Origin of the sequence: Frankia sp. CeD, assembly GCF_000732115.1 — a bacterium.
GTDB lineage: Bacteria > Actinomycetota > Actinomycetes > Frankiales > Frankiaceae > Frankia > Frankia casuarinae.
In genome coordinates this window covers 1-12,719 of record NZ_JPGU01000011.1, presented here as the reverse complement: position 1 = coordinate 12,719, position 12,719 = coordinate 1, and the positions used below count along the sequence as shown (strand labels likewise).

11 protein-coding genes and 1 pseudogene (1 of these 12 running past the window's edge) are annotated in these 12,719 nt (G+C 71.6%); 7 read left to right on the top strand and 5 right to left on the bottom strand.

The window, feature by feature from the left end; translation table 11 throughout:
• A pseudogene (locus CED_RS09045) lies at nucleotides 1-452 on the top strand (saccharopine dehydrogenase NADP-binding domain-containing protein); it begins 715 nt to the left of the window's first position.
• Between the two features lie 24 nt (nucleotides 453-476).
• Here the strand turns inward: CED_RS09045 and CED_RS09040 are convergent.
• Nucleotides 477-2,039 (bottom strand): glutamine synthetase family protein, encoded by a 1,563-nt coding sequence (locus CED_RS09040; RefSeq protein WP_035909827.1) that lies wholly within the window; start codon nucleotides 2,037-2,039, stop codon nucleotides 477-479.
• Between the two features lie 362 nt (nucleotides 2,040-2,401).
• Between CED_RS09040 and CED_RS09035 the strand changes: the two genes are divergently transcribed.
• Nucleotides 2,402-3,556 carry an amidohydrolase family protein gene (locus CED_RS09035; protein ID WP_035909825.1) on the top strand — a complete coding sequence of 385 codons (1,155 nt, stop codon included), beginning with the start codon at nucleotides 2,402-2,404 and terminating at the stop codon, nucleotides 3,554-3,556.
• A gap of 21 nt (nucleotides 3,557-3,577) precedes the next feature.
• Here CED_RS09035 and CED_RS09030 read toward each other — a convergent pair whose 3' ends face one another.
• On the bottom strand, nucleotides 3,578-4,063 hold the full coding sequence (locus CED_RS09030; protein WP_011434778.1) for a VOC family protein: 486 nt from the start codon (nucleotides 4,061-4,063) through the stop codon (nucleotides 3,578-3,580).
• A gap of 97 nt (nucleotides 4,064-4,160) precedes the next feature.
• On the opposite strand from CED_RS09030, the gene CED_RS09025 reads away from it, so the two are divergent.
• Complete coding sequence (locus CED_RS09025; RefSeq protein WP_035909898.1) at nucleotides 4,161-5,327, top strand: YafY family protein; 1,167 nt, start codon at nucleotides 4,161-4,163, stop codon at nucleotides 5,325-5,327.
• Between the two features lie 147 nt (nucleotides 5,328-5,474).
• Here CED_RS09025 and CED_RS09020 read toward each other — a convergent pair whose 3' ends face one another.
• A complete protein-coding gene (locus tag CED_RS09020; protein WP_035909822.1) occupies nucleotides 5,475-6,920 on the bottom strand; it encodes a cell wall metabolism sensor histidine kinase WalK in 1,446 nt (481 codons plus the stop codon).
• Nucleotides 6,917-7,636, bottom strand: a complete 720-nt coding sequence (locus CED_RS09015) for a response regulator transcription factor (RefSeq protein ID WP_011434773.1) — start codon at nucleotides 7,634-7,636, stop codon at nucleotides 6,917-6,919. The genes CED_RS09020 and CED_RS09015 overlap by 4 nt, the downstream gene beginning before the upstream one ends.
• 278 nt (nucleotides 7,637-7,914) lie before the next feature.
• Here CED_RS09015 and CED_RS09010 point away from each other — a divergent pair, with 278 nt between their 5' ends.
• Nucleotides 7,915-8,853, top strand: a complete 939-nt coding sequence (locus CED_RS09010; RefSeq protein ID WP_035909821.1) for an acyl-ACP desaturase — start codon at nucleotides 7,915-7,917, stop codon at nucleotides 8,851-8,853.
• 73 nt (nucleotides 8,854-8,926) lie between these two features.
• On the opposite strand, the gene CED_RS09005 is transcribed toward CED_RS09010, so the two are convergent.
• Nucleotides 8,927-9,565 carry a dTMP kinase gene (locus CED_RS09005; RefSeq protein WP_011434771.1) on the bottom strand — a complete coding sequence of 213 codons (639 nt, stop codon included), beginning with the start codon at nucleotides 9,563-9,565 and terminating at the stop codon, nucleotides 8,927-8,929.
• A 254-nt stretch (nucleotides 9,566-9,819) separates the two neighbouring features.
• On the opposite strand from CED_RS09005, the gene CED_RS09000 reads away from it, so the two are divergent.
• The 3 genes from CED_RS09000 to CED_RS08990 are packed head-to-tail and all read left to right on the top strand — an operon-like array spanning nucleotide 9,820 to nucleotide 11,737.
• Nucleotides 9,820-10,716 carry a histidine kinase dimerization/phosphoacceptor domain-containing protein gene (locus tag CED_RS09000; protein ID WP_023840881.1) on the top strand — a complete coding sequence of 299 codons (897 nt, stop codon included), beginning with the start codon at nucleotides 9,820-9,822 and terminating at the stop codon, nucleotides 10,714-10,716.
• Nucleotides 10,713-11,096, top strand: coding sequence for a sensor histidine kinase (locus CED_RS08995; RefSeq protein ID WP_011434769.1), 384 nt, complete (start codon nucleotides 10,713-10,715; stop codon nucleotides 11,094-11,096). Before CED_RS09000 ends, CED_RS08995 begins: the two co-directional genes overlap by 4 nt.
• Complete coding sequence (locus CED_RS08990) at nucleotides 11,093-11,737, top strand: response regulator transcription factor (RefSeq protein ID WP_011434768.1); 645 nt, start codon at nucleotides 11,093-11,095, stop codon at nucleotides 11,735-11,737. Before CED_RS08995 ends, CED_RS08990 begins: the two co-directional genes overlap by 4 nt.
• Nucleotides 11,738-12,719 lie beyond the last annotated feature (982 nt).

Below are 12,719 nucleotides of genomic sequence, written 5' to 3'. Positions count from 1 at the left end.
GNGNNNNGCCGTTCACCCTGCCCCGGCTCGCACCGGCGCTGACCGACGTCGCGACGTACATCGGCGGCGTCGACCGCGGCATCCGCGTGGGGCAGGCACTGTCGTTCCCCCTGTCCGGGCTGCGTCGTTTCCCGCCGAGCCGGGCGCTGCTGGCCGCCGCCGCCCGGTCCGCCCTGCGGACGACCGGCCGCGGACCGGACCGGGCGGCGCGGGCCCGCGCCGGGGCGCAGGTGTTCGCGCTCGCCCGGGACGCCGCCGGCCGGGAACTCGCCACCGTGCGGCTGGAAGGTCGCGACCCCTATGCCTTCACCGCTCGGATCATGGCATGGATGGCGGGACATCTCGCCGCGGGCACCGTCGCCCGCGCCGGCGCGCTTGGCCCGGTCGACGCCTTCGGCGTCGAGGACCTGGAGCGGGCCGCCGCCGCGGCCGGACTGCGCCGGGTGGGCTGATACCCGGTCAGCACCGCCGGCAGGTCAGTACCGCCAGCGGGTCGCCGCGACGACGGCGGCCGGGGCGGCCTCGGCGAACCGGTCAATCTCCGCGCGCCGGACGGCGGCGACCGTGTCGTGCAGCTCCCGTCCCAGGGCGCGGTGCAACACCTCGTCGACCTCGAAGGCGGCGACCGCCTCGCCCAGGCTGGTGGGCAGGCGCCGGATGCCGCGGCGGGCCCGTTCGGCGGGGTCGAGCGAGGCCGGGTCAACGTCCACCGGCTCCGGCAACGTGGCCGCCGCCGCTAGCCCCGCCTGCCCGGCGGCCAGCAGACCGGCCACCAGAAGGTAAGGATTCGCGGTGAGGTCGAAGGATTTCACCTCCAGGTTCGCCGCCTGGCCGACCGCGGCCGGCGGCCCGGGGATCATACGCAATGCGGCCTCCCGGTTCTCCCGACCCCAGCAGGCGTGGACACCCGCCCACGTCGATGGCACCAGTCGCAGGTAGGAGGCGACGCTCGGGGCGCCGAGAGCCATCAGCGCCGGCAGCCGGCCGAGGATCCCGGCGGCGAACGCCTCCCCGGCAGCGGTCAGTCCGAGCGGCCCGTTGCCACCCGCCATGAGGTTGATCCGGCCCGGGCGGGCGGAGCCCCCACCGGTTCGGGCCAGGCCACCTGGGTACGGGCCGTCCGGGTACGGGCCGCCGGAGTTCGCCCCGCCCGGGCCTCCGCCCGAGGCCGTGGGCCGGGGCGGGGCCGGCGGCCGGTCGGGATCGTCGCTCCACAGGCTCAGATGCACGTGGCCGCCGTTGCCCACGTTGTCGACGAGAACCTTGGGGGCGAACGAGACGCGCAGGCCATGGCGCCTGCTGACGCCGCGCACCGTCTCCTTGACCAGCACGCATGTGTCGGCGGCGCCGAGGGGATCCTGCGCGGCGACGGACACCTCGAACTGACCGGCCGCGTACTCGGGATGGATCTGCTCGACGACCAGCCCCTCCTCGGTGAGCGCGGTGACCACATCCCGCAGGTAGTCACCGAGTTCGGCCACCCTGATCATCCCGTACGCCGGCCCGGAAGCGGCCGGGGCGAACTCGTCGGAACCGGCCGGGGAAACGGCCCATTCGACCTCGAACGCCATCATCGCCGTCAGGCCGTGCTCGGCGAGCAGGGCCGTCTGGAGGCGGACGAGTTCCCGGCCGTCCTGCGGGTGCGGTCGGCCGTCCTGGTCGCGACGGTCGGCGGGGGCCCAGGCCCAGCCGGGCTGGGCGGCGAGGGGTGTCAGCCGCTCAAGGTCGGGATGCAGCCGCAGATCCCCGACGGGACCCCCGGCGTAGCGCCCTGTCGTGATCGAGTCATCGGCGCCGAACACGTCGAACACCGGCGACACGCCGACGCCCCACACCGCCGCCGCGTCGAGTCGGCCGATCGGCACCCCCTTCATCCGAGTGATGCCGCTGTTGTCGACGTAGGTCACCGCAACACAGACGACGCCGCGTACCTCCAGGTTCGTCGCCGCATGCCGGGCCNCCGAGGCGAGCCGATCACGCCTACGATCCTCTCCGGCGATGATCCGAGGGGCGAACTCGTCCAACGCAGGCTCGTTCATCCTCACCTTCCCCACGGGTCTCCCCTGTCCCCATGGTCGCGCGTACGCCTGCCGGACGCCGGGCGGGGCGCACGGCACGGCGGCGCCTCACTCTCCCGCGATGTTACGGAGAGCGACAAAATTCGGCCGGATCGAAGGAGAAGCCAGCTGTTCATAACAAGCGCTCCGAGCGTTGTCCACAGTTGCCGCCGACGCAAGAAGAGATGAAAACACGGCAACATCATCGACTTTCGGAACGACTGTCCCCAGGAAGCCAGGAGTAATCCACAAGTTATCCACAGGGCCGCCGTGGACTTGGGGATGACCGAGTGTGTCCAGTACGGTCAGGCATGACCCCACCTTCCAGGGGGGATCATCGATGGGTGGGCCGCCCGGTGGAACCGTTCGTAGATCACGAGCTCGTCGACCATCACTGCCATGGTCTGGTCGGCCGCGATCTGACTCGCCCGGAATTCGAAAGCATGATCACTGAGGCGGAACACCCCGGACCACCGGGGACGACGCTGTTCGACAGCCAGATCGGCTTCGCCCTGCGGCGCTGGTGCGCGCCGGTGCTCGACCTGCCGGCGCATGCCGCGCCGGAAGACTACCTCGAACGCCGGGCGGAGCTTGGCCACGCCGAGGTGCACCGGCGGCTGCTGCGTGCCTGCGGGATCACCACGTTCTGCGTTGACGCCGGATTCCAACCGGAGCCGCTGACCAGCGCCGCGGAGCTGGCCGAGCTCGCCGGCGGACGCGGCGTGGACGTGGTGCGGTTGGAGCGGGTCGCCGAGCAGGCCGCGGTCGACGTCATCACCGGGCAGATCGGCATGNCCCNCCTCGCCGACACCGTGCGGGCCCGGCTCGAGTCCACCCGCCCCACCATGGTCGCGGTGAAGTCGGTCGCGGCCTACCGCGGCGGCCTGGAGCTGCCCGCACAGCGACCGACCGACCGCGAGGTCGCCGCCGCCGCTCGCGGCTGGATCCACGAGATCCGCGCCGGCGCCCCGATCCGGCTGACCGACCCCACCCTGCATGCCTTCCTCATCTGGTGCGGGGTCGACGCGCGGCTCCCCATCCAGATCCACGTCGGATACGGGGACAGCGACATCGACCTGCGCCGGGGCAACCCACTGCTACTCACCGGCCTGCTGCGGGCGATAGCACCGACCGAGGTCAGTGTGCTGCTGCTGCATTGCTACCCGTTCCACCGGGAGGCTGGCTACCTGGCCCAGGTGTTCCCGAACATCTACCTTGACCTCGGGCTCGCCATCCACAACTGCGGCCGCGGCTCGGCCGGCCTGCTCGCGCAGGCACTCGAACTCGCCCCGTTCGGCAAGTTCCTCTTCTCCACCGACGCCTTCGCGCTCGGCGAGCTGTACCTGCTCGGGGCCGTCCTGTTCCGGCGTGGGCTGTCGGCGTTCCTCGCGGCGGGCGTCGCCGACGACGCCTGGACCGCGGCGGACGCCAAGCGGGNCGCCCGGCTCATCTGCGCGGACAACGCCCGCCGCGTCTACAACCTGTACAACCCGCCCTGACCAGCACGGGCGGCTAGGCGGTCAGCCTGCGGCGGCCGGCGGGCAGAGGCAGAACGGGTGACCGACCGGGTCGAGAAGCACCCGCCACCGGTCCCCGCCCGGCTGGAACTCGGCCTGCCTCGCCCCGAGGCCTTCCGCCAGGGCGATGGCGGCCGTCAGGCCGGCGACCCGGAAATCCAGGTGGAACTGCTGCGGGGCGTCCTGGTCCGGCCAGCGCGGCGGCTGGTAGCCCGCCACCCGCTGGAAACCGATCATGATCTCGGTCCCCGGTGGGGTGAGGTATGCCCAGGCCCCCTCGTCGTCGGCGCCGGCGACGCCCCAGCCGGTCAACGTGCCGTAGAAGGTCGCGAGCTCCTTCGCGTCCGGACAGTCGAGCATCAGTCCGGCCCAGGTCACCGCCGCGTCACTCGCGAAGCCAGCACTTGCGGACCCAGCCGCCGCACCGGTAGCGGCCGTGTCCCCGGTCCTGTCCACNCCCGTCTCCCGAGCCGGGTCCGTTCCCGCCATGGCGATCTCCTTCGCGTTCCGGTGTCGATGCGTCGGATCCCATCCTCGAAGCCATACCTGACTTCTCCTGGCAGGTATGGCCCGGGGAGAATCGGGCATGCGTGCCAGCCGGCTCCTCTCCGTCCTGCTGCTGTTGCAGACCCGTGGGCGGCTCACGGCGCGTGAGATCGCCGACGAGCTCGAGGTCTCCGTGCGGACGGTCTACCGGGATCTGGAGTCCCTCGCCGAGGCCGGGGTTCCGGTGCTGGCAGACCGCGGTGCCACCGGCGGGTACCGGCTGCTCGACGGCTTCCGCACCCGGCTGACCGGGTTGACCTCCGGCGAGGCCGACTCCCTGTTCCTCGCCGGCATGCCGGCGGCCGCCGGCGAGCTGGGGCTCGGCACGATGCTCGCGGCGGCGGAACTGAAGCTGATGGCGGCGCTGCCCGAGCAGCTGCGCGAACGGGCCGGCCGGGTGCGGGAGCGCTTCCATCTCGACGCGCCCGGCTGGTTCCGGGCCACCGAGGACACGCCGCTGCTGACCGAGGTGGCAGCGGCGGTGTGGGAGCAGCGCCGCGTCCGGGTCACCTACCGGCGTTGGCGGGCCCCCCGCGAGATCATCCGCCACCTCGAACCGCTCGGCGTGGTCCTCAAAGGCGGCACCTGGTACCTGGTCGCCAACGTCGCACACGGCACCCAGGGCGTAGGCCTGGCCGAGGACGCTGGCAGCACCCGAGACCCTGACGGCACCCGAGCCGCAGGCGCCACCGAGAGTGCGGACGGCAGCGGAGGCACGGAACCGNCGGGCGGGCCGGCCACTCTGCCCCGGGNGTACCGGGTCGCGAAGATCCTCAGCCTTGAGACGACCACCGAGACGTTCGAACGGCCGCATAGCTTCGACCTCGGCGCCTACTGGGCCGGCTGGACGGCCCGCTACGAATCCGAGGTCTACCGGACGCGGGCGACCGTGCGGCTTTCCCCGACCGGCGTGACGATGGCCCCCTTCCGGCTACCCCCGGCGGTCGCCCGCGCCGTCCGGGAGACGGCGAGCGCACCGGAGGAGGACGGCTGGGTACGCGCGGTCGTGCCGATCGAGTCCGTCCGGCACGCCGAGCGCGAGCTGCTCGTACTCGGCCCGGATCTGGAGGTGCTCCACCCCCCGGAGCTACGCGAGGCGGTGACGCGCGCCGTGGGCGCGCTCGCCGCGCTATACGGCGCACCGGCGCCGGGCAACGACGGAAGTCGCAGGCCCGTCGCCGGGAACCACAACCTGCCGGCACCCTGACTGTACGCTCTGTACGCGACAGCATGCCCTCCAGATAGGCGCGGGCCTGCTCCCTGGCCGTATCAGTGCTGAAGACCGATTCGCCGGAAAGAGACCACATAGAGATCACTACGACTGTAGTACTACGGCACACGAAGATGATGTCCGTTACCGGCTCCACGATGCCGCCTCCGGCACCGGCACCGGCAGCAGGAACCGGAAGACCGTGCCGGCGCCGACGGCACTGGACACCTCGACCCGGCCGCCGTGGGCGGCGGCGGTCGCCGCGACGATGGACAGCCCCAATCCGTTGCCACCATGCCCCCGGGCCCGGCTGTCCGCGGCCCGGTAGAAGCGGTCGAACACGTGCTCGGCGACCTCCGGTGGCATGCCCGGCCCGTGGTCGATGACGTGAAGCTCCGCGCCCCCGGGGGTCCCGGGGCCGGCGGGGCCGGTCGGCGCGGCGTCCGCTGGCAGCGCCTGCAGCCGCACCTCGATCGGCGTCTCGGGCGGGGTGTGGACGCGGGCGTTGGTCAGGAGGTTGCCGGCGAGCTGGCGCAGCGCGTTCTCGTCGCCGAGGACGACGCAGCTCGCCGGGAGCTCGGCGCTCACCGGGCGCTCGGGGGCCGCGACCCGCAGGTCGGCGACGGCGTCGCGGACGAGCCCGGCGAGGTCGATCCCGGCCCGCCGCATCGGTCGCTGCTCGTCGAGGTGGGCCAGGTACAGCAGGTCGTCGACAAGGGTGCTCATTCGGGCGGCCTCCTCCTGGACCCGGCGTAGCGCGTCATCCGCGTCGACCGCCGTCACCATTCCGCCGCGCAGCAGATCGGCGTAGCCGCGGATCGAGGTCAACGGCGTCCGCAGCTCGTGGGAGGCGTCGGCGGCGAAGCGGCGGAGCTGCTCCTGGGATGTGACCCGGGCGGCGAACGCGGCCTGGATCTGGCCGAGCATCGTGTTGAGGGCCGTGGCGAGCTGACCGGTCTCCGAACGGGCCGACCCCGCCGGCACCCGCCGGTCGAGATCCCCCCCGGCGATCGCCGACGCGGTGGAGATCATCTGACGCAGTGGGCGCAGGCCACGGGTCAGCCACACCCAGGCGAGCACGGCGATCGCGGCAAGCACCGTGAGANCCACCGCAACTTCGATCATCACCAGTCGGTGGACCNTCTCCGTGACCGGCTTCAGCGGCAGCGCGACGAGGACCCGCGGCCCGCGCGGACTGTCCCGGACGACCGCTCGGTACCGCTCCCGGTCGGCGATGACGGTGAACGGTGTGGCACCCCGGTCCCCGGCGGCGTCCAGCAGGGGCGTGGCCGGCGGCGTGGGAGTCACCGAACCCGCGATGCGCAGCACCGTCCCGTCCGTCCGCCGGATCTCCACCAGGTAGTCGGTCGGCGCCACGGCCCGCTCCACCCCGGCCCGGCCCAGCGCCTCCCACCGGGACAGATAGACAGCGGCCGGCAGGCCGCCCAGCACCCGCGCGCGGGTGAGCTGCTGGTCGATCCGGTCGTCCAGGTAGGCACGCAGCGCGAACACGCTCGCCCCACCCACGATGACCAGTCCCAGTGCGGTCAGCGCGATCAGGCCGGACATCAGCTTCAGGCGGAGCGTCACCGGTTGGACCCCGCCACCGGAAGGCGCAGCACGTAGCCAAAACCGCGCTGGGTGTGGATGAGGGACGGGCCGTGCCGGCCGAGCTTGCGCCGCAGGTAGCTGACGTACTGGTCCACGATGGTCGACTCGCCCCCGTAGTCGTAGCTCCACACCGCGTCGAGGATCTGGGTCCTGGACAGCACCCGGTTAGGGTTGGTCAGGAAGTACCGCAGCAGGGAGAACTCCGTCGGCGACAGGTCGATCGGCTCCCCGGCGCGGCGGACGAGATGGGCGTCCGGGTCAAGTTCCACGTCGGCGAACCGCAGCGGGGACGGCGGCGCGGGTGCCGGTTCGGCCGGCGGAGGTGACGTCCGGCGCAGCACGGCCCGGACCCGGGCGAGGAGCTCGTCGACGGCAAACGGCTTGGTGACGTAGTCGTCGCCGCCGTAGGTGAGGCCGGCGATCTTGTCCCGGTGAGCGTTGCGCGCGCTCAGGTAGACGACGGGTACCGGGTGCCCGTCCGCGCGCAACCTCCGGCAGATCTCGAAGCCGTCGATGTCGGGCAGCATCACATCAAGGATCATCAGATCCGGCCGGGCCGCGACGGCCAACTCAAGCGCCGCCCGACCGGTGGTCGCGGTCAGGACGTCGAAACCATGGAAACGTAACGCCATCCGCAGCAGATCGACGATGTTCGGCTCATCGTCGACGACCAGCACACGCGGGGCAGTGGACATGTCCGGCTCCCTGGACGCGACCTCGATGCGGCGGGNGGNCGGCGATGCGAACGGCGATGCCGGCATCGTCCGCATCGAGTTCATCCGAGCATCATGAGAGTTCGGTGTGAGCCGGATGCCGACCGGACGCGCCGGGACTGTCCGCCCGGGCCTCCTCGCCGGGCCTGGCGAGGAGGCCCGGTCCCGCAGCGGGACTGCCTCGGCGGAACAGTTCCACGCTCGGTAATCCACACCCGCGGGACATGGTTAACACATGATCCCTCTGGAACAGTTCCCCAATGAAATCACTCACGGACATCGACCTGATACGCGATCTGGAGCCCGTCGCCGAGGCCAACCTGAACCGGCATCTCGGCGTCGCTGCCGAATGGATGCCGCACGAGTACGTACCCTGGGGCGAGGGCCGCGACTTCGACAGCCTCCCCTGGGAGCCCGGGCAGTCGAAGCTTTCGCAGATCGCGCAGATCGCGTTCGAGGTCAACCTGCTGACCGAGGACAACCTGCCCAGCTACCACCGAGAGATCGCGGACGCGTTCGGCCAGGACGGCGCCTGGGGAAGCTGGGTGCACCGGTGGACCGCCGAAGAGGGGCGCCACTCCATAGCAATGCGCGACTACCTCCTGGTCACCCGGGCGGTGGACCCGATCGCCCTCGAACGCAACCGCATGTACCAGATGGGCAAGGGCTACGACAGCCGGAACAAGTCCCCGCTGGAGGCAACGGTGTACGTCTCCTTCCAGGAACTGGCGACCCGGGTGAGCCACCGCAACACCGGCCGTTTCTGCGGGGAACCGATCGCCGAGAAGCTNCTCACGCGGGTGGCGACGGACGAGAACCTGCACATGATCTTCTATCGGAACGTGATCGCGGGGGCGCTGGAGCTCGACCCCTCGCGTACTGTGGTGGCCATCCGCGACGNGCTCGTCAACTTCCAGATGCCCGGCACCGGCATCCGTGACTTCGGCCGCAAGGCGATCCAGATCGCCCGGGCCGGCATCTACAACCNGCGCATCCACCACGACGACGTGGTGTTGCCGGTCCTGCGTCACTGGCGGTTNTTNGACCTGGAGGGCCTGAATGGCGAGGCTGAGAAGGCCCGCGAGGAGGTCTCCGCCTTCGTCACCGGGCTCGACGCCCTCGCGACGCAGCAGGAAGCGAAGCTGGCGCGGACCACGGAACGTGCCACCCGGCGAGCCAAGGCGCTGGCCTCGGCCTAACGCATAACCTGCATAACCTGCATAACCCGGAAAACCCGGAAAACCCGGGATGGTCTCACTGTCCGTAGCGTCCCTACCGGGTGGCGAGGTGTTCGCAGATCGTGTCGACACCAGTCTCCCGGTCCACCACCAGCCACGGGGAGACCCAACTCCGGGCCGCCAGCTCCTCGTACATCCGCGCGCACCGCTCCTGCAGCCCGTCGTCGGATTCGAAGGTGTCCAGCGCCCGCCCCCGGTCGGCCCCGGCGCGGGCGAGCGTACCCGCCCGCGCCGTCCCCACCGGGATCCGCAGCAGGACCTGGAGATCGGGCACCGGCAGCGCGAGCGCGCCGAGTTCCAGCTCGGCGATCCAGGCGGGAAAGCTCTCCCGCTCGGTGGCCGGCAGCCGCGCCGCGCCGTACGCCGCGTTCGACGCCACGTAACGATCGATGATCATCAGATCGTGCGTACGGACGAGAGCGTCGAGTTCGGGACGGGAGTTGGCCCGGTCGAGCGCGAACATCATCGCGCTCGCCCGGGGGGAGGCCGCGAGCGGCGCAAGCCGCGGATCGCCGGCCAGCAGGCCACGCACCGCCGGGCCGAGGGGCTCGGTCGCATAGCGGGGATAGGCGAGCGTCGCGACGCTGCGGCCGGCGGCGGTGAGGCGGGCGACCAGCCGCCCGGTCAGCGTGTTCTTGCCCGCGCCGTCAACGCCTTCGATCGCGAGGATCATCCTCCTGGCACCTCCCCGCCACCGGCCGTCGTGAGCCCTCGGGCCGCGACGGCCACCCTCAGGCCGCAGCGTAACCGTAACAAGGAGACAATCCGTAACAAGGGCATCGCAAGGACACGTCGAAACCGGTCGACCACCGGCCGGGCGCTTCCTCCTCCCGGCTGCGTCCCGGCTCCCGGCTGCGTCCCGGCCCGTACGCCGGATACGTCCAGTGGCGGATGTCGGCACGACGGCGGCTCGCTACCGTCGGAGAGATGGTAGAGGCCAGGCGCGGCATCTTCCCGGTGATCGGTGACCTCCTGTTCACCGCGTTCACCGCGGCGGCGTTGCTCCGCGGTTCCGGGGAGGTTGGTGCCGACCAGGTGCCCCCCTCCCGGCCGTTGGATGCCTTCGCCTACGTGCTGCTCGCCCTGCTGGCCGCCGCCATCCCCCTGCGCCGCCGGGCTCCGTTGGCCATGCTGATGGCCACGAGCCTGCTCCTCGGCGGCTACCTCGGCACCGGCTACCCGCACGGCCCCGCCTTCTTTCCCGTGATCGTGTCCGGGCTCGCGGTCGGGCTGCGCCACGACCAGCGGACGACGAGCCGAGCCGTGGGGGTCTGCGTTCTGCTGATCTTCCTCGGCTCGGTCGTCGCGCTACTGCGGGGATATGCCGACGGCGGCTGGAAGTTCGGCATCACGATGATCGGGACGGTCGCGTCCTGCACCGTCCCCGCCTTCGTGGGCGCCCTGATCAGACTCAACCGCATCGCCTCTGCGCAGGCCAAGGAGGAGGCGACCCGCCGCCGGATCGAACAGGAACGGCTGCGGATGGCTCGCGAGGTCCACGACGTCGTGGGCCACAGCCGGTCCATTATCTCCCTACAGGCCGCGGTGGCGCTGCATGTGCTGGACCGGCGTCCCGAGCAGGCCCAGGTGGCCCTGGAGGCCATCCGCCGGACGAGCGTCGACGCGCTGGACGAGCTGCGGGCCACCCTGGCGCTCACCCGGGCCGGCCGGCGGGCGGACCCGGCGGCGGCCGCGGACTCCGTCACCGCCGCCGCCAGCGCCGCCGCCACCACCAGCGCCGCCGCCGCGTCCTCGACGGATACCCGGGAGGGGGGACCGGCAGGGCCCGCGAGGCGCCTGACGAGCCGCCCAGGACCCCGTTGACGGGACTCGGCCGACTCCCGAGCCTGCTGCGCGAGGTCCGGCTCTGCGGGGTGCCCGTCGAGCTCGTCACGCAGGGAGACTCCCAGGATCTCACGGGCCTGCCGGCGGACCTCGATCTGGCGGCCTACCGCATCATTCAGGAGTCGCTGACCAACGTGCTCCGGCACGGGGAGCCGAACGGAGTACGGGTGCGCGTCACCATGGGGATCATCGACGGCCGGCTCGTCGTCGACGTCACCGACCAGCCGGGCACGGCCGCGGAGCTCGGCGGAAGCCTCACCGCCGGACCGGTCCGGGCCGGCGGTTGGCAGGTCCGGGCCGAGCTTCCGGTGCATACCGGCGGCGGCCGGACGTTCCCCAGCTGGGTGACCCGCTCGTGATCCGGGTGGCGGTGGCCGACGACCAGCCGCTGGTGCGGCTCGGGCTGCGGGTACTCATCGAGACCGAGGACGATCTGGAGCTCGTCGGCGAGGCCGAGGACGGTCGGGCCGCGGTCGAACTCGTCCGCGCCACCCGACCCGACGTCGTGCTGCTCGACATCCGCATGCCGGTCCTCGACGGGCTGGCGGCGCTGCGGACGATCGTCGAGGATCCCGACCTGGCCGCTACCCGGGTCGTCATGGTCACCACCTTTGAGCTGGACGAATACGTCTTCGAGGCGTTGCGGGGCGGCGCCTCGGGCTTCGTGCTCAAGGACACCGAGGCCGCCGACCTGCTGCGAGCGATCCGGGTCGTCGCCGCGGGCGAGTCTCTGCTCTCCCCGACGGTGACCCGACTCGTCATCGAGACCTTCGCCCGCCGGCCAGCCGCCGTCGCCGCCCCGGACCTGCGCGGGCTGACCGTGCGGGAACGCGAGGTGATGAGCCTCGTCGGCCACGGGCTGTCCAACGACGAGATCGCCGCCCGACTGGTGATCAGTCCGGCGACGGCCCGCACCCACGTGAGCCGGGTGATGGTGAAACTGGCGGCGCGGGACCGGGCCCAGCTCGCCGTCCTGGCCCACCAGGCCGGCCTCGTCTGAGCCGGCTGGGCGTACCCGGTGCTGCGTCACATTGCGTACGACGATGCCGCCGCTGGACGGACGACGTGAGGGGGCGGCCACACCAGTCTGATTCCCATGATGACAACCACTGGCGGGCCCGGTTCGCCATCACCCGGCGCCACCCNGNCNNGCACCNCCCGGCCGGTACCTGAGACAGACCGGCCGGCCGCCGTCGACGTCCAGGGTCTGACCAAGCGTTACGGGCGCCGGACCGTCGTCACCGGTCTCGACCTCACGATTCCCGAGGGGGTCGTCGCCGGATTCGTCGGGCCCAACGGGGCCGGCAAGCCCGCAACTGAAGTAGCTGATTGCTCTATTTGATCTACCGCCGGGCGGTCCCCTACGCGCGGAGCACCGGGAGTCAGCCTCCAGTGGATCTAGCCCGTCAGCATGACGGGAGCCGGGGGCCATGTGTCGTGTCTCTCGNGCGGCTCCGAAAGTCGTCATGGGGTCTGGCCGATTTCGGGCCTCAGAAAGTCAATCCCGGGCCTACGAACTTGCGGGACGTCCTGAGCAGTCGGTGGGAATTCTTGCGGGCCTCTGCTACGCTCCGCATCGGAGGTGACGGCACAGGGTGACCCGCAAAGTCTGTTTGTGCAGGTAGACGGTGTGAGACGGGGTGCGGGGGGCTGGGGCCGGTGGTGGTGTGAGGATCCGGGCCCGGCTGCTGTTTCGTCGCTGTGAGTAGCGCGTGTGAGGGTGGGTTCCGGCGCCGGCGGAAACGCCACCGATGACGTTCTGTGACAGCCGGTGGGGTGGGTGGGGNGGTGGGGCCGTGGGGTCCGGGGGAACAACGGCGGGCCACCACGGTGAGGGTGGCTGCGGTGAGGCAACGGGGTCCCGGTAGGACGGGGATTGCCTAGATCACCAGCCGTAGGGAGCCCCGTTGCCGGTCCAGTCTCGCATGCCCGTCACTCCCACCGATCTCGGACAGGCCGGGTCGGGGCAGCTGGTCCGGATG

Bases quoted from the DNA above. Each gene is read 5' to 3' on its own strand.
- CED_RS09015 (WP_011434773.1), bottom strand. From the start codon at position 7,636: ATGTCCACTGCCCCGCGTGTGCTGGTCGTCGACGATGAGCCGAACATC.
- CED_RS09005 (WP_011434771.1), bottom strand. From the start codon at position 9,565: ATGATCCTCGCGATCGAAGGCGTTGACGGCGCGGGCAAGAACACGCTG.
- CED_RS09000 (WP_023840881.1), top strand. From the start codon at position 9,820: ATGGTAGAGGCCAGGCGCGGCATCTTCCCGGTGATCGGTGACCTCCTG.